Here is a 15,828-nt window from a genome sequence, read left to right on the forward strand (position 1 = left end):
GAAGGGCGAGACATTATCACCGTCAGGTAACGGCTCAAAGGGATTTAAATCCCCGTTTTTAGTGGGTAATACGGGGAGGTCGGTGACGGCAGGACGTTAATCGAGTTCTGAACAGTTCACTAATTTCAGCGGATTGACGGAGTTCATATTGCGGCACTTGTCGGTTTCGGTGCTCATCAGTTCAATCCACTGCATCAGGAGGGCATCGAAAAGGAAAACGGAGATTGCAAAGACAACCAGCCACCAGTATTTACGAATCATTGTGTCATTCCGCGAGAAGAGAGAGCCACTGAAGTGGTGGAAATATACACGAAAAGATGCGGTTTAAAAGCGGGATAAGCGAAGGTTTACAAAGCGTTGACGGTGACAGAAAACGACAATAAAAAAGGCGCATCCCCATGCCAGGTAGCGCCTTTTTAAACAAGCAGTTAGCTAATCGAAATTAGTTCATGCCGTATTTTTTCAGTTTCTTACGCAGAGTACCACGGTTGATACCCATCATCAGCGCAGCGCGGGTCTGGTTACCGCGGGTGTATTGCATCACCATGTCCAACAGTGGCTGTTCAACTTCAGCCAGTACCAGCTCATACAGGTCATTAACATCCTGACCATTCAGTTGAGCAAAATAGTTCTTCAGTGCCTGTTTAACCGAGTCACGCAGGGGCTTTTGAGTTACCTGATCCTGAGAGTTAACGGTAGAAACGGTCAGTACGTCAGAATTTACGCGTTGTTCGAACATAGTTCTGTCAGCTCTTTATTTCATTACGCAAGATTTTCGAAGTATGCCTCCAACGCCTCCAGCTGTTCGCTGGCATCCTCAATGGCGTTGAATGTGCGCCGAAACTGGTCATCTGGAGCGTGCTCCTGGAGATACCAGGAGACGTGTTTACGCGCAATTCGGTACCCTTTTGCCTGACCGTAGTGGTCATGCAGTTCCCGAACATGCGAACAAAGCAAGCGCTTTACCTCTGCCAGAGGCAGTGGGGCAAGCAGCTCTCCAGTGTCCAGATAATGCTGGATTTCCCGGAAGATCCAGGGTCTTCCCTGAGCTGCACGTCCTATCATCAGAGCATCAGCTCCCGTATAGTCGAGTACAGCCCTGGCTTTAAGCGGGTCAGTTATGTCGCCATTCGCGATAATCGGAATGGAAACCTTCTGCTTAACTGCCCGAATGCTGTCGTATTCAGCTTCACCATTGAACAAACAGGCGCGAGTGCGTCCGTGGATGGTCAGGGCCTGAATACCACAATCTTCGGCCAGTTGGGCAATCTCTACACAGTTACGGTGTTCCGGCGACCAACCCGTGCGAATCTTCAACGTAACAGGAACGTCCACTGCGCTGACAACCGCCGTCAGGATAGCTTTCACCTGGTCGGGGTATTGCAGAAGGGCTGAACCTGCAAGCTTGCGATTCACCTTTTTGGCCGGGCAACCCATATTGATATCAATAATCTGGGCACCACTTTCCACGTTAATACGCGCGGCATCTGCCATCTCTTCAGGCACGCTTCCGGCAATTTGCACGGTGCGAATACCTGGTTCATCAATGTGCACCATCCGAAGGCGGGATTTATCGCTTTCCCAAACCTGCGGGTTAGACGACATCATCTCGGATACGGTTAAACCAGCTCCCATCTCATAGCACAGCGTCCTGAACGGCCGGTCTGTAATACCTGCCATTGGGGCTGCGATCAGGCGATTTCTAAGCTGGTGGTGTCCGATGCGCATGAGTTAAGAAATGACCATACTGTGACTGCAAGGCGGCGTATATTACGCATTTTTTGCACGAGATGAAAGGCCAAACTTTGAACAATCCACTGTTATAGATCAAGGAATCGCCGCTCAATCTTTCTGTTGAAAATTATTCATTATTTAAATCATTAGGTTATGCTTGAATGGTTGTTTTATGGGCGCTTACAATTTCCCGTAACTTCTCATCAATTCTGAATAAATGCGACATATGAGCGGGATAATCTGCTGTTTTTAGCAGCAGATTTCCCCGCTTCATTGCGATCTACATCGCATTTTAGAACATGATCTCAGGGCAAAAAATGCAGGTTATTCGACCACAAGACGACCATGGAGGGACTGTACCGGACGGTTATTATCGTGATGCATTGTGTGGGTGAATTTCTCAAGCTGCTCGGCGGAGACCGTCAGAGGATGCTTAAGCACGATCCAGGTGACGCCTTCTGAACACGGGGGCGTGGTTAGCGAACCGCTAAAACGCCAGTACGTTTTATCCTCCGGCAGCAGCTTATTCAGGTTGAGCTCCTGCTTGATGGAGACGTTCAGCTCAGCCTGCTGAGGCATCACGCTCCACAATTTATTCAGCTCCGGATTCGCGGCCCCTTTGTCGAACATGACCGCGACCACCGTCAGTTCCCCCTTCGCATTTTTATGCACAAGATGCATTTCCATCGCGTAATGCTTGCCATGCACGGTGTTTTCGCTCGGCGCGTGGAAGTGGAACTGTTGTAACGTCCAGGTTTGCTTATCCAGCGTGATGGTGTCGCGGGTGTCGGCCTGCTCGCTTGCCTGAATGGTATGGCCATTGTTTGTCAGCGTCACAGGGCCATCAATGTAGTGCGTTTGCAGCGGGGAAAGGTGGGCGTTAACGGTCGAGTCAATATTAATCGGAGACTGGTACATTCCGCTTTGACAGGTTTTGTACGCTTCATCCAGTTCGCCCCAGTGCTCCGGTGAACTTTCTCCTTTGTAGCTCCAGTGTGATGCGTATGCTGAAGCCGAGATCATGCTCAGCGCTAACAGCGCTGCCTTGCCATAAACGTGTTTCATAATATTCTTCCTGTGAATTTTTATTATCCAAATCAAAATATATCAATATGATTTGTATGGTTATTTTACCGGAGGCAGGCCAGGGGCGGGAGGAATATTCGAGGAGAAAAGGCGTGGTCAGAGGACCACGCCAAATACTTATTTTTTACGACCGGTAATACGGCACCACTCTTCCTTCTCCACAACAGGGTCGAGAGCGAAAAGATCGGCGTAGGCTTCGCAAACGCTCTCTGCCTGGCTTGCCAGGATGCCAGAAAGTCCCAGCAGACCGCCCTCAACGGGCAGCACGCTGATTAATGGCGCCAGTTCACGCAGTGGGCCCGCGAGGATGTTTGCCACCACCACATCGGCTTTCATGGCTTCTGGCTGCGCTTCCGGCAGGTATAGCTCCAGGCGATCGGAGACGCCGTTACGCTCGGCATTATCGCGGCTGGCCTGAATGGCCTGCGGATCGATATCGATCCCGATAGCTTTCGCCGCGCCCAGTTTCAGGGCTGCAATCGCAAGGATCCCGGAACCGCAGCCGAAGTCGATCACCGTCTTACCTTCCAGATCCAGACCATCCAGCCACTGCAGGCACAGGGACGTGGTTGGGTGGGTGCCGGTGCCAAACGCCAGGCCTGGGTCAAGCATCACGTTAACCGCGTTTTCGTCTGGAACCTCGCGCCAGCTTGGGCAGATCCACAGACGTTTGCCGAACTGCATCGGGTGGAAGTTGTCCATCCACTCGCGTTCCCAGTCCTTGTCTTCCAGCTGTTCGATTTTATGCACAAAACCTGCACCCAGAAGAGGATGGTTTTCCAGAATCGCCACCACCTCTTTCATGTCGGTTTCGGCATCAAACAGGCCAATCACGTCGGTATCACCCCACAGGCGCGTTTCGCCCGGCAGCGGTTCAAAGACCGGCGTGTCGTGCGTGTCCTGGAAGGTGATGGAGACAGAGCCGGCTTCCATCAGCGCATCGCTCAGCTCTTCGGCGTTCGCGCCGGTTGTGTTCAGTTTTAGTTGGATCCACGGCATGGCAAAACTCTTTATTTATCAGTAGAAATCATAGCGGGTTGTGGGGCGGGCTGGCCGAAACGGTTCCCCACCACAAACGCCAGTAAACTTAGCAGTAACGAAGGCACAATCGGATGGAAGCCCAGATACTGAATCTTAAATGTCGCAAGGATGGCATACAGCACACCGCCAACAATCATCGCGCTCAGCGCGCCTGCAGCGTTCGCGCGTTCCCAGTAAAGACCTAATACCAGCGGCCACAGGAAAACGGCTTCAAGACCGCCAAACGCAAGCAGGTTCAGCCAGATGATCATCTCCGGCGGACGCCATGCGGCTAACATCAGCAAAGCGCCTAATACCAGCGTAATGACGGCAGACATCCGCTTCAGCCGACGTTCATTTTCAACCTGCTCAGGGCGCAGGTTCAGATAGAGATCTTTAATGATCGTAGCGGAACTTTGCAGTAACTGGGCGTTAATGGTCGACATAATCGCGGCCATTGGCGCCGCGAGGAAAATCCCGGCGGCGAAGGGCGGCAGCACTTTAACCATCAGCGTTGGGATCACCAGATCCGGCACGGTAAGGTCGGGGATCACCGCGCGCCCTAATGCACCTGCCAGATGCATACCAAACATCAGGACCGCGACCACAATCGTCCCGATGATGATGCCCTTGTGAACGGCTTTACTGTCTTTATAGGAGATACAGCGCACGGCGGTATGCGGCAGACCAATCACCCCGAAGCAGACCAGCACCCAGAAAGAGGTCATAAAGGTCGGCGAGAGGATATCATCCGCGCCCTGCGGTGAGACCAGTTTCGGGTCAATCGCTTCAAGGGTTTCCACCGCATGAGTGAGTCCACCCGCGGCATGAACAATCCCCACCAACAGAACGATCGTGCCGATGAGCATGACCATTCCCTGCAGCGTATCGTTCAGCACGCTGGCGCGGAACCCGCCAAACGCGGTATACAGCGCGATGCTTACCCCGAAGATAATCAGGCCTGTCTCGTAAGGGATCCCGGCCGCCGTTTCCAGCAGGCGCGCCCCGCCGATAAACTGTACGGTCATTGCACCAATAAAGGCCACCAGCAGGCTTAAGCTCGCCAGCCACACCAGCAAGCGGCTCTGGTAACGGGCAAACAGCATGTCGTTGAGCGTGACGGCATTATAGCGGCGCGCCAGAATGGCAAATTTTTTGCCCAGAATACCGAGGGAGAGCCAGACGGCAGGTAGCTGGATCATGGCCAGCAATACCCAGCCTAACCCGTATTTGTAGGCCGCACCGGGACCGCCAATAAACGAGCTGGCGCTAATATAGGTCGCGGTAAGCGTCATCGCCAGCACGACGCCGCCCATCGAACGGCTGCCGAGGAAATACTCATTCAGGAAAGTGCCGGTCGCTCTTTTACGCATGGCATAAATGGATAAACCAAACACGACCAGCAGGTATGCGACAAGCGGCAGAATGACTTCAAGCTGCATCATCGTCCTCCAGCGGAATATCCCGGTAGATGAATTTCACCATCGCCCAGCACAGCAGAATAAACACCAGCGGTACCAGCAGGCAGGCCATTTCAAACCAGTGCGGCAGGCCGGTGATGCCAATAGCGGAGTCAGGTAAGTAAGCAGTTACTAACCATGCAGCAAGATAGAGAAGGGTCAGCCACAGCGCCCAGCGCGCTTCTTTATGGGCCTGAACAAAACGTTTGTCCATTTTTTGTCCCTTGTGGATGCAGAAAGCGGGGATTGTACATGATGGGGCTTTGCGATCCCCAGAAATAAAAAAAGGCCGGATAATCCGGCCTTTTAGCAACACAGTTCTCTTACTTCTCGTTCAGGCCGAGTTTTTTCTCCAGGTAGTGGATGTTCGTCCCACCATTCTGGAAGTGCTCGTCGCTCATGATACGCATCTGCAGATCAACGTTGGTTTTGATGCCGTCGATGATCAATTCCTGCAGGGCGTTCTTCATGCGGGCAATCGCCACGTCACGGTTTTCGCCGTAGCAGATAAGCTTACCGATCATTGAGTCATAGTACGGCGGTACGGTGTAACCGGCGTAGATATGAGATTCCCAGCGCACGCCAAAGCCACCCGGCGCGTGGAAACGCGTGATTTTACCCGGGCTTGGCAGGAAGGTGTTCGGGTCTTCGGCGTTGATACGGCACTCTACCGCATGGCCTTTCACCACAACTTCTTCCTGCTTGATGGACAGAGGCTGACCGGCTGCGATACGCAGCTGCTCTTTGATCAGGTCAACGCCGGTGATCATTTCGGTCACCGGGTGTTCAACCTGAATACGGGTGTTCATTTCAATGAAGTAGAACTCGCCGTTTTCGAACAGGAACTCAAAGGTACCCGCCCCGCGATAGCCGATATCGACGCACGCTTTGGCGCAACGCTCGCCGATGTAGCGACGCAGTTCCGGGGTAATGCCCGGCGCTGGTGCTTCTTCGACCACTTTCTGGTGACGACGCTGCATGGAGCAGTCACGTTCTGCCAGATAGATCGCGTTACCCTGACCGTCAGCCAGCACCTGAATTTCGATGTGGCGTGGGTTTTCCAGGTATTTTTCCATATACACCATGTCATTGCTGAAAGCTGCTTTCGCTTCCGCTTTGGTCATGGAGATGGACTGCGCCAGTTCAGCGTCGCTGCGCACAACGCGCATACCGCGACCGCCGCCGCCGCCGGACGCCTTGATGATAACCGGGTAGCCAATGCGTTTAGCATGAGCACGGTTAGCATCCATGTCGTCGGTCAGAGGGCCGTCAGAGCCTGGTACGGTTGGAACACCGGCTTTTTTCATCGCGGTGATTGCAGACACTTTGTCGCCCATCAGGCGAATGGTGTCGGCTTTCGGACCGATGAAGATAAAGCCAGAACGTTCAACCTGCTCAGCAAAGTTGGCGTTCTCAGAGAGGAAGCCGTAACCCGGATGAATTGCCACCGCGCCGGTGATTTCAGCGGCGCTGATGATAGCCGGGATGTTCAGATAGCTTTTTACGGACGGAGCCGGGCCAATACAGACCGTCTCATCCGCCAGCAATACGTGTTTTAAATCGCGATCCGCGCTTGAGTGCACAGCGACGGTCTTGATGCCCAGTTCTTTACAGGCACGAAGAATACGCAGTGCGATCTCGCCGCGGTTGGCGATAACAATTTTATCCAGCATGTTCGCCTCGTTACTCGATGACGACCAGCGGCTCGTCAAATTCAACCGGCTGACCACTTTCGACCAGAATCGCTTTCACAGTACCTGATTTGTCTGCTTCGATCTGGTTCATCATTTTCATCGCTTCAACGATGCACAGGGTATCGCCTACGTTGACTTTCTGACCCACTTCGATGAACGCCTTCGCGTCCGGGCTCGGGGTGCGGTAGAAAGTACCAACCATTGGGGAACGTACGATGTGACCACTGATTTCTGCTGCAGCGGCAGGTGCGGCTTCGGCTGCTGCTGGCGCAACGGCTGCGGAAAGCGCAGGCTGCTGCACTGGCGCAGCGTAAGCTTGCTGCATTACCGGGAAGCTAGCGGCTGGGGCTGCACGGCTGATGCGTACAGACTCTTCGCCTTCAGAAATTTCCAGTTCGGAGATGCCTGATTCTTCAACCAGCTCGATCAGTTTTTTAATCTTACGAATATCCATGAGTGGGTTCCGTACTCTTGTTTAGTGTGATTGTGACAAGCGTTTTACCGCTGTCTGTAAAGCGTATGAATAGCCGTCTGCGCCCAGTCCGCAGATAACGCCAGCAGCGATATCCGACAGATACGAATGGTGGCGGAACGGCTCTCGGGCGTGCACGTTACTCAGGTGGATCTCGATAAACGGGATACTCACCGCAAGCAGTGCGTCGCGGATAGCAACACTGGTGTGCGTAAACGCGGCCGGATTGATCAGGATATAGTCCACAGTGTCTTTAGCCTGATGAATACGGTCGATGATTGCGTACTCCGCGTTTGACTGAAAATGATCCAAATCCACATTCAGCGAGGCCGCTTCCGTGCTCAGACGGTTAACAATTTCGCTCAATGTCAGCGTGCCGTACTTCTCTGGCTCACGGGTGCCGAGCATGTTCAGGTTCGGTCCGTTTAAAACTAAGATATGGAACTTATCAGTCATTATGCCGCTATCTCCTGCGATTTTCGGGTAAAAAACAAAATATACCGTCGAAGCGCAAATGTCACCTTTTCAGAGGCCCAAAACCGCTGTCAGGCGAACCAAGGTCGCACATTATAACGATTTCGTAGCATTTGGCAGCTAAATACTGGTCTTATCAGGGAAGATTATCAACCGCAATCCAAAAAAGATTTGCGGTTGAGAGGTAATCTGCAGGAAAACGCACAGTTTCGCGAACTATCGCAACCACTGGCGGAACTTCTTGTAACGCCATGCTAAAAGCGCCACGGCCGCCAGCGCGTAAAGGACCGGCTGCGGAGAGAGGATCTTCACCGACCACAGATAATGAATGGGGGCGAGGATCGCGACAAGATAGACGAAGTTGTGCAGCAACTGCCAGCGACGGCCCAGCTTTCGCTGCGCATATTGCGTGGACGTCAGCGCTAACGCCAGTAAAACCACCCAGCTCACAATACCCAGCGTCAGATAAGGTCGAGTCACCAGCTCGCGGCCAAGCAGTGTCAGATTGTTAATTCCCAGTTCCAGCAGGGCGTAGCTGGTGAGGTGCAGGGTCGCCCAGACAAAACACCATAGCCCCAAAAGCCGACGGGTGCGTATCAATAATGGCTGTTTAGCGTAGCGCGCCAGCGGCGAGACGAGCAAGGTGGCCAGCAAAAATTTCAGAGCCATCCGACCCGTAAAATGCTGGATATCCTTTGCCGGATCGGCGCTAAAGAGGCCCTGGCTGGCCGCCCAGAACAGCCACAGAAAAGGAAGTATCCCGGCTAAATGCAGCAGCACTTTCAGCCAGGTTATCTGCTTTGCCGTTAATCGCACTCAGAAGTTCTCCCGTAAATTAAGGCCACGATAAAGAGACGCCACTTCATCCGCATACCCGTTAAACAGCAGCGTGGGCTGGCGCTTCACGTCCAGCGCGCCGCCGGAGCCGATAAAGCGTTCCGTCGCCTGCGACCAGCGGGGATGATCCACATGCGGGTTCACGTTGGCGAAGAAGCCGTATTCACCCGGCGCCGCCAGGTTCCATGTCGTCGGCGGACGTTCGCGGGTCAGCTTAATGCTGACGATTGATTTAATCCCTTTGAAACCGTATTTCCACGGCACGGTTAAACGGATGGGGGCACCGTTCTGCGGCGGAAGCGCCTTGCCGTAAACGCCGACGGTCAGGAGGGTAAGGGGATGCATAGCTTCGTCGAGACGTAACCCTTCAACGTACGGATACTCCAGCCCGCCGCCGATGAACCGGTCTTTCTGGCCCGGCATCTCGTCCGGGGCGTAGCGCGTCTGGAAGGCGACGTATTTTGCGTTGCTGGTGGGCTCAACCATCGCCAGCAGCTTATGCAGCGGGAAGCCTACCCAGGGCACCACCATCGACCAGGCCTCTACGCAGCGCATGCGATAGATACGCTCTTCGAGCGGGAAGCGGGTGGTCAGATCGTGATGGTCCAGCGTCAGCGGTTTTGCCACTTCGCCGTCGATTTTCAGCGTCCACGGATCGGTTTTCATGCTGCCGGCATTGGCGGCAGGATCGGCTTTATCCAGACCAAATTCGTAGAAGTTGTTGTAGCCGGTGACTTTATCTTCCGGCGTGAGCGCCAACTTGTTTTGCCATTCGGCGGGTTGGGTAAAGGTAAGCGGGGCACCGGAAGGGGCCTTTGGGCGATCGTTGCCTTTAAACCAGTCGAGCAGGTCGGCGTGCGCCGCTGGAGAGAGCGTCAGTGCCGTGGCGCTGATGCCAAGCATTTTCAGGATCTGGCGGCGCTGTAACATAAAGACAGACTCAGACGTTACGTCGGCTTCCGTCAGTTTTCGGTTTTTCATGGCATCCTCCGTCATGCGTTTTTCTAAGCATGACGGAGGAGAAGCGTTAGCGCGAATATGTCACGAAAATTTGAAGATTAGGCGATTTTCACCAGCGCGCGGCCGTGGAACTGGTTATCCATGATCTTGCTGGCATATTCAGGTGCCTGGCTGAGCGTAATTTCGGTGGCGCTCTGGGTATAGAAAGATTCCGGCAAATCGCGCACCAGACGCTCCCATGCCTCTGCACGGCGAGCCGCAGGCGTCATCACGGAATCCACGCCCTGCAGGCGGACGTTACGCAGAATAAATGGCATGACGGTCGTTGGCAGGGCAAATCCGCCCGCCAGGCCGCAGGCTGCCACGCAGCCGCCGTAGTTCATCTGCGCCAGGACTTTAGCCAGCACCTTATCACCGACGGTATCCACCGCGCCTGCCCAGACCTGTTTTTCCAGCGGGCGGGTCTCGGCAAACTCATCGCGGCCAAGAATGCGGCTGGCGCCGAGTTGACGCAGATAATCATGCGTGCTTTCACGGCCGGAAACCGCCGCAACCTGATAACCCAGCTTGTGCAGCAGCGTGACCGCCGTGCTGCCCACGCCACCGCTGGCCCCGGTCACGACAATTTCACCCGACTCGGGGCGAATACCTGCATCTTCCAGCGCCATCACGCACAGCATGGCGGTAAAGCCCGCGGTACCAACGATCATCGCTTTGCGGCCATCTATGCCTTTCGGCATAGGCACCAGCCAGTCGCCCTTCACGCGCGCCTGCGTTGCCAGACCGCCCCAGTGATTTTCGCCCACGCCCCAGCCGGTGAGCAGCACCTGCTGGCCCGCATGAAAACGGGGATCTTCGCTGCTGTGAACCCGGCCAGCAAAATCAATACCCGGCACCATAGGGAAATTTCGGATGATTTTACCCTTACCAGTGATCGCCAGCGCATCTTTATAATTTAAACTGGACCAGTCGATGTCGACGGTGACGTCGCCTTCCGGCAGGCGAGTCTCTTCTACGGCCTGTACGGAGGCAAGCGTTTTGCCGTCCTGCTGTTCTAGGATTAAAGCCTGCATATGGAGTCCTCACGGCTCAGATGATTGGAAAATAGTTCCTGGAGACTATACTCGCTCAGGGTAAAGCAATGCCGATTTAACGCAATAAATTGCCAGATACGCCAGGTTTGGTAGTATGCCGCATTTGAAATGCAAGTTAGCGCTTACTCGCTACCCCATCAACCCACGGAGTAATCTCAAGGATGCGATTAACGACGAAGTTCTCGGCTTTTATCACCCTGCTGACGGGGCTTACCATCTTTGTCACGCTTCTTGGTTGCTCTCTGAGTTTTTATAACGCCATCCAGGACAAACTGGTCAACCGGGTGCAGTCCGTTGCGTCGGTGATTGATACGCGTCTGCTGACCACTCCGCTTCCTGAGCTTTCCCGGGAGCTGGATGAGCTGATGGTGCCGGTTGATATAATTCAGGTCGACATTCAGCAGGGAAAGCATGCGGTTTTAAGCCATGAACGGCAGGACAGCTATCGACCTGCGGGTGTGGTGAGCCAGTATAGGGAAGTAACGGTGCACTCCCTCAAAAATCCGGGGATGACCATACACATGGTCTACCTCGATCCCATGGCCAGCTATTTCCGTTCCATGATGACCACCGCGCCGCTCACTGTCGCCGTCGGCTTCATTATTTTGCTGATTTTTCTCGCGGTCCGCTGGCTGCGCCGCCAGCTCTCCGGTCAGGAACTGCTGGAGAACCGCTCCGTGCGTATCCTGAACGGTGAACGCGGCCCGCAGGTGCGCGGCTCGGTCCATGAATGGCCGTCACGCGCCAGCAGCGCGCTGGATACGCTGCTCTCAGAGATCCAGTTTGCCAGCGACCAGCGCAGCCGTATGGATACGCTAATCCGCTCTTATGCCGCGCAGGATAATAAAACCGGCCTTAACAACCGCCTTTTCTTTGACAATCAACTCGCCACGCTGCTCGACGACCCGGAGAAAGTGGGCACGCACGGGGTGGTGATGATGATTCGCCTGCCCGATTTCGATCTGCTGCGCGACACATGGGGACAGCGGGCGGCGGAAGAAAATCTCTTTACGCTGATCAACCTCCTTTCCACCTTTATTATGCGCTATCCGGGCGCGCTGCTGGCCCGTTACCACCGCAGCGACTTTGCCGTATTGCTGCCGCACCGCACGCTGAAGGAATCAGAAAGTATTGCCAGCCAGCTGCTTAAGGCCGTCGACGCGCTGCCGCAGAGCAAAATGCTCGACAGAGACGATATGGTCCACATGGGGATCTGCGCCTGGCGCGGCGGACAGTCGACAGAGCAGGTGATGGAGCATGCGGAAGCGGCCACCCGCAACGCCGTGCTGCAGGGGGCGAACGGATGGGCGGTCTACGATGACTCGCTGCCGGAAAAAGGGCGCGGAAACGTGCGCTGGCGTACTTTGATTGAGCAAATGCTGAGTCGCGGTGGGCCACGTATTTATCAAAAACCGGCGGTCATGAAAAACGGCTATGTCCATCACCGTGAATTGATGTGCCGTATTTTCGACGGGACGGAAGAGGTTATTTCTGCGGAATATCTGCCGATGGTGCTGCAATTTGGGCTCTCGGAAGAGTATGACCGCCAGCAAATTACACGCCTGATTCCGTTTTTATCATTCTGGCCCGAAGAGAACCTGGCGTTACAGGTCACCGTTGAGTCATTAATACGCCCGCGTTTTCAGCGCTGGCTGCGTGATACATTAATGCAATGCGAAAAATCGCAACGCAAACGCATTATTTTTGAACTTGCTGAGGCGGATGTGGGTCAACACATCAGCCGGTTGCGTCCGGTGGTCCGTTTGATCAACGCGCTCGGTGCCCGTGTCGCGGTAACGCAGGCTGGTTTAACGCTGGTCAGCACCAGCTGGATCAAGGAGCTGGATGTGGAGCTATTAAAGCTACATCCGGGGCTGGTAAGGAATATTGAAAAGCGCACGGAAAACCAGCTGCTGGTTCAGAGTCTGGTTGAAGCGTGTAAGGGAACGCGAACGCAAGTATTTGCCGCAGGCGTGCGCTCCAGAGGCGAATGGCAGATGTTAGCAGAGCGCGGGGTAACGGGTGGTCAGGGCGATTTTTTTGCTGCCTCTCAGCCGCTTGACACCAACGTGAAAAAATATTTGCAAAGATACTCTGTTTGACCTGCCGTTTACGTTGTTTTCACGTAGAATATCGCGCCTGTAGCTTTGAGTATGTCGAGCAAAAAGCCAGTGAACGACCTTTAACGGGTTACAAATGTCAGTGAGGAACACGACTGTTTACTCAGCCCTGAGGGAGTCAGGGGATGAATTTGTAACATCAGGAAACGTACTGCACAAATTTTCACCGTTGCAGATGATTTTTGCGCCTTGTCGCTGCTGCGTGTGGTTGGTAAAGTAAGCGGATTTTGTTTTCCGCCCCAGCTTTCAGGATTATCCCTTAGTATGTTGAAAAAATTTCGTGGCATGTTTTCCAATGACCTGTCCATTGACCTGGGTACCGCGAATACCCTTATTTATGTAAAAGGACAAGGCATCGTATTGAATGAGCCTTCTGTTGTGGCCATTCGTCAGGATCGTGCAGGCTCGCCGAAAAGCGTGGCCGCAGTGGGTCATGACGCGAAGCAGATGCTGGGTCGTACCCCTGGCAACATTGCCGCTATTCGCCCAATGAAAGACGGCGTTATCGCTGACTTCTTCGTGACTGAAAAAATGCTTCAGCACTTCATCAAGCAGGTTCACAGCAACAGCTTCATGCGCCCAAGCCCGCGTGTGCTGGTGTGTGTGCCGGTTGGCGCAACTCAGGTAGAACGTCGCGCAATCCGTGAATCTGCCCAGGGTGCAGGTGCACGTGAAGTGTTCCTGATTGAAGAGCCAATGGCTGCGGCAATCGGTGCGGGCCTGCCTGTTTCTGAAGCCACCGGTTCTATGGTGGTGGATATCGGTGGTGGTACCACTGAAGTAGCCGTTATCTCTCTGAACGGCGTGGTGTACTCCTCCTCCGTACGTATCGGCGGTGACCGCTTCGATGAAGCCATCATCAATTACGTGCGCCGTAACTACGGCTCTCTGATCGGTGAAGCCACCGCAGAGCGTATCAAACACGAAATCGGTTCTGCATATCCGGGCGATGAAGTGCGTGAGATCGAAGTGCGTGGCCGTAACCTGGCGGAAGGTGTTCCACGCGGCTTTACCCTGAACTCCAACGAAATTCTGGAAGCACTGCAGGAACCACTGACGGGCATCGTGAGCGCGGTAATGGTTGCGCTGGAACAGTGTCCACCAGAGCTGGCGTCCGACATCTCCGAGCGCGGTATGGTTCTGACCGGTGGTGGTGCGCTGCTGCGTAACCTCGACCGCCTGTTGATGGAAGAGACAGGTATTCCTGTCGTAGTTGCAGAAGATCCACTGACTTGCGTCGCCCGCGGTGGTGGCAAGGCGCTGGAAATGATCGACATGCACGGCGGCGACTTGTTCAGCGAAGAGTAGTCATGGTGAAAGGGTAGCGAATCGCTACCCTTTCTCTCTGACACGAGAATACGCATAGCCTATGAAGCCAATTTTTAGCCGTGGCCCATCGCTACAGTTTCGCCTCATTCTGGCGGTTCTGGTTGCGCTTGGCGTCATTATTGCCGATAGCCGCCTCGGTACGTTCAGCCAGATCCGAACGTACATGGATACCGCCGTCAGTCCTTTCTACTTTATATCAAATGGTCCCCGTGAACTGCTCGACTCCGTTTCTCAAACGTTGTCTTCACGAGACCAGCTCGAACTTGAAAACCGGGCATTACGCCAGGAACTGCTGCTGAAAAACAGCGAACTGCTGATGCTGGGGCAATACAAGCAGGAAAACGCGCGTCTGCGTGAACTGCTCGGCTCGCCGCTGCGTCAGGACGAGCAGAAGATGGTTACCCAGGTGATCTCCACCGTGAACGACCCTTACAGCGATCAGGTTGTGATCGACAAAGGGAGCGTGAACGGGGTGTATGAAGGTCAGCCCGTCATCAGTGATAAGGGCGTAGTAGGCCAGGTTGTTGCCGTCGCCAAACTGACCAGCCGCGTGCTGCTGATTTGCGACGCCACCCACGCACTGCCGATCCAGGTCCTGCGTAATGATATCCGCGTGATTGCGGCCGGTAACGGCTGCACGGACGATCTGCAGCTGGAACACCTGCCTGCTAACACGGACATCCGTGTCGGCGACGTGCTGGTGACGTCCGGTCTCGGTGGACGCTTCCCTGAGGGCTACCCGGTTGCGGTGGTCTCTTCGGTTAAGCTGGATACGCAGCGTGCATACACCGTGATTCAGGCCCGTCCAACCGCCGGTTTACAGCGTCTGCGCTACCTTCTGCTGCTCTGGGGCGCCGATCGTAACGGTGCTAACCCGATGACGCCTGAAGAGGTGCATCGCGTGGCGAACGAACGCCTGATGCAGATGATGCCGCAGGTTCTCCCGCCAGCGGACTCAATGGGGCCGCCTGCGCCCGTGCCTGCGCCGGCAACCGGGTTAACGCAGCCGCAGCCTGATGCGCCGCCACCGCCTAAACTCTCTTCGGGAGGGCAGTAGTGGCAAGCTATCGTAGCCAGGGACGCTGGGTCATCTGGCTCTCGTTCCTCATTGCACTGTTGCTGCAGATTATGCCCTGGCCGGATAACATTCTCGTTTTCCGGCCAAACTGGGTCTTGCTCATTTTACTTTACTGGATCCTTGCCCTGCCGCATCGCGTAAATGTCGGCACGGGTTTTGTGATGGGTGCCATACTGGATCTCATTAGTGGCTCTACGCTGGGCGTGCGCGCCCTGTCCATGAGCATTATTGCGTACCTCGTCGCACTGAAATTCCAGCTCTTCCGTAACCTCGCGCTCTGGCAACAGGCCCTGGTCGTGATGCTGTTGTCGCTTTCTGCGGATATCGTTGTTTTCTGGGCAGAGTTTTTAGTGATCAACGTCTCTTTCCGACCGGAAGTGTTCTGGAGTAGTGTAGTAAACGGTGTGCTCTGGCCGTGGCTATTCCTGCTGATGCGTAAGGTTCGCCAGCAGTTTGCTGTGCAATAAAAG

17 protein-coding genes are annotated in these 15,828 nt (G+C 54.5%); 4 read left to right on the plus strand and 13 right to left on the minus strand.

Annotation, left to right across the window (positions count from 1 at the left end):
• Positions 1 to 96: 96 nt before the first annotated feature.
• From USG84_RS15915 to USG84_RS15975, 13 genes are all read right to left on the minus strand, one after another.
• Positions 97 to 261, minus strand: a complete 165-nt coding sequence (locus USG84_RS15915; protein ID WP_014885446.1) for a DUF2556 family protein — start codon at positions 259 to 261, stop codon at positions 97 to 99.
• 181 nt (positions 262 to 442) lie between these two features.
• On the minus strand, positions 443 to 739 hold the full coding sequence (fis, locus tag USG84_RS15920) for a DNA-binding transcriptional regulator Fis (RefSeq protein ID WP_000462905.1): 297 nt from the start codon (positions 737 to 739) through the stop codon (positions 443 to 445).
• Positions 740 to 762: 23 nt separating this feature from the next.
• The gene (gene dusB / locus USG84_RS15925) at positions 763 to 1,728 is read right to left on the minus strand and encodes a tRNA dihydrouridine synthase DusB (RefSeq protein WP_008502861.1); all 966 of its coding nucleotides are present in this window, start codon (positions 1,726 to 1,728) and stop codon (positions 763 to 765) included.
• 330 nt (positions 1,729 to 2,058) lie between these two features.
• Entirely contained in the window at positions 2,059 to 2,799 is a 741-nt protein-coding gene (locus tag USG84_RS15930; protein WP_151412455.1) for a carbonic anhydrase, read from the minus strand.
• A 138-nt stretch (positions 2,800 to 2,937) separates the two neighbouring features.
• Positions 2,938 to 3,819 carry a 50S ribosomal protein L11 methyltransferase gene (gene prmA / locus USG84_RS15935; RefSeq protein ID WP_061096922.1) on the minus strand — a complete coding sequence of 294 codons (882 nt, stop codon included), beginning with the start codon at positions 3,817 to 3,819 and terminating at the stop codon, positions 2,938 to 2,940.
• 11 nt (positions 3,820 to 3,830) lie between these two features.
• Positions 3,831 to 5,282: a sodium/pantothenate symporter gene (gene panF / locus USG84_RS15940; RefSeq protein ID WP_151412478.1), complete on the minus strand. Its 1,452-nt coding sequence runs from the start codon at positions 5,280 to 5,282 to the stop codon at positions 3,831 to 3,833.
• Entirely contained in the window at positions 5,272 to 5,514 is a 243-nt protein-coding gene (locus USG84_RS15945) for a YhdT family protein (protein ID WP_006178860.1), read from the minus strand. The genes panF and USG84_RS15945 overlap by 11 nt, the downstream gene beginning before the upstream one ends.
• Positions 5,515 to 5,623: 109 nt before the next feature.
• A complete protein-coding gene (accC, locus tag USG84_RS15950; protein ID WP_003860388.1) occupies positions 5,624 to 6,973 on the minus strand; it encodes an acetyl-CoA carboxylase biotin carboxylase subunit in 1,350 nt (449 codons plus the stop codon).
• A 10-nt stretch (positions 6,974 to 6,983) separates the two neighbouring features.
• Positions 6,984 to 7,448, minus strand: coding sequence for an acetyl-CoA carboxylase biotin carboxyl carrier protein (gene accB, locus USG84_RS15955; protein ID WP_008502856.1), 465 nt, complete (start codon positions 7,446 to 7,448; stop codon positions 6,984 to 6,986).
• Positions 7,449 to 7,469: 21 nt separating this feature from the next.
• Complete coding sequence (aroQ, locus tag USG84_RS15960) at positions 7,470 to 7,922, minus strand: type II 3-dehydroquinate dehydratase (RefSeq protein ID WP_028014610.1); 453 nt, start codon at positions 7,920 to 7,922, stop codon at positions 7,470 to 7,472.
• A 234-nt stretch (positions 7,923 to 8,156) separates the two neighbouring features.
• Positions 8,157 to 8,756 (minus strand): protein-methionine-sulfoxide reductase heme-binding subunit MsrQ, encoded by a 600-nt coding sequence (gene msrQ / locus USG84_RS15965; RefSeq protein ID WP_151412457.1) that lies wholly within the window; start codon positions 8,754 to 8,756, stop codon positions 8,157 to 8,159.
• On the minus strand, positions 8,757 to 9,758 hold the full coding sequence (msrP, locus tag USG84_RS15970; RefSeq protein WP_151412458.1) for a protein-methionine-sulfoxide reductase catalytic subunit MsrP: 1,002 nt from the start codon (positions 9,756 to 9,758) through the stop codon (positions 8,757 to 8,759).
• A 77-nt stretch (positions 9,759 to 9,835) separates the two neighbouring features.
• Complete coding sequence (locus USG84_RS15975; protein WP_061096927.1) at positions 9,836 to 10,810, minus strand: MDR family oxidoreductase; 975 nt, start codon at positions 10,808 to 10,810, stop codon at positions 9,836 to 9,838.
• Positions 10,811 to 10,992: 182 nt separating this feature from the next.
• On the opposite strand from USG84_RS15975, the gene csrD reads away from it, so the two are divergent.
• The 4 genes from csrD to mreD all read left to right on the plus strand — a co-directional run bounded on the left by csrD (position 10,993) and on the right by mreD (position 15,825).
• Complete coding sequence (gene csrD, locus USG84_RS15980) at positions 10,993 to 12,933, plus strand: RNase E specificity factor CsrD (RefSeq protein WP_061096928.1); 1,941 nt, start codon at positions 10,993 to 10,995, stop codon at positions 12,931 to 12,933.
• Between the two features lie 282 nt (positions 12,934 to 13,215).
• A complete protein-coding gene (gene mreB, locus USG84_RS15985) occupies positions 13,216 to 14,259 on the plus strand; it encodes a rod shape-determining protein MreB (RefSeq protein WP_000913396.1) in 1,044 nt (347 codons plus the stop codon).
• Positions 14,260 to 14,320: 61 nt separating this feature from the next.
• Positions 14,321 to 15,337 carry a rod shape-determining protein MreC gene (gene mreC, locus USG84_RS15990; RefSeq protein WP_028014605.1) on the plus strand — a complete coding sequence of 339 codons (1,017 nt, stop codon included), beginning with the start codon at positions 14,321 to 14,323 and terminating at the stop codon, positions 15,335 to 15,337.
• Positions 15,337 to 15,825: a rod shape-determining protein MreD gene (gene mreD, locus USG84_RS15995; RefSeq protein ID WP_151412459.1), complete on the plus strand. Its 489-nt coding sequence runs from the start codon at positions 15,337 to 15,339 to the stop codon at positions 15,823 to 15,825. The genes mreC and mreD overlap by 1 nt, the downstream gene beginning before the upstream one ends.
• The last annotated feature ends 3 nt before the right edge of the window (positions 15,826 to 15,828 follow it).

The sequence above is a fragment of the Enterobacter sp. 168J2 genome (assembly GCF_034107265.1).
GTDB lineage: Bacteria > Pseudomonadota > Gammaproteobacteria > Enterobacterales > Enterobacteriaceae > Enterobacter > Enterobacter nematophilus.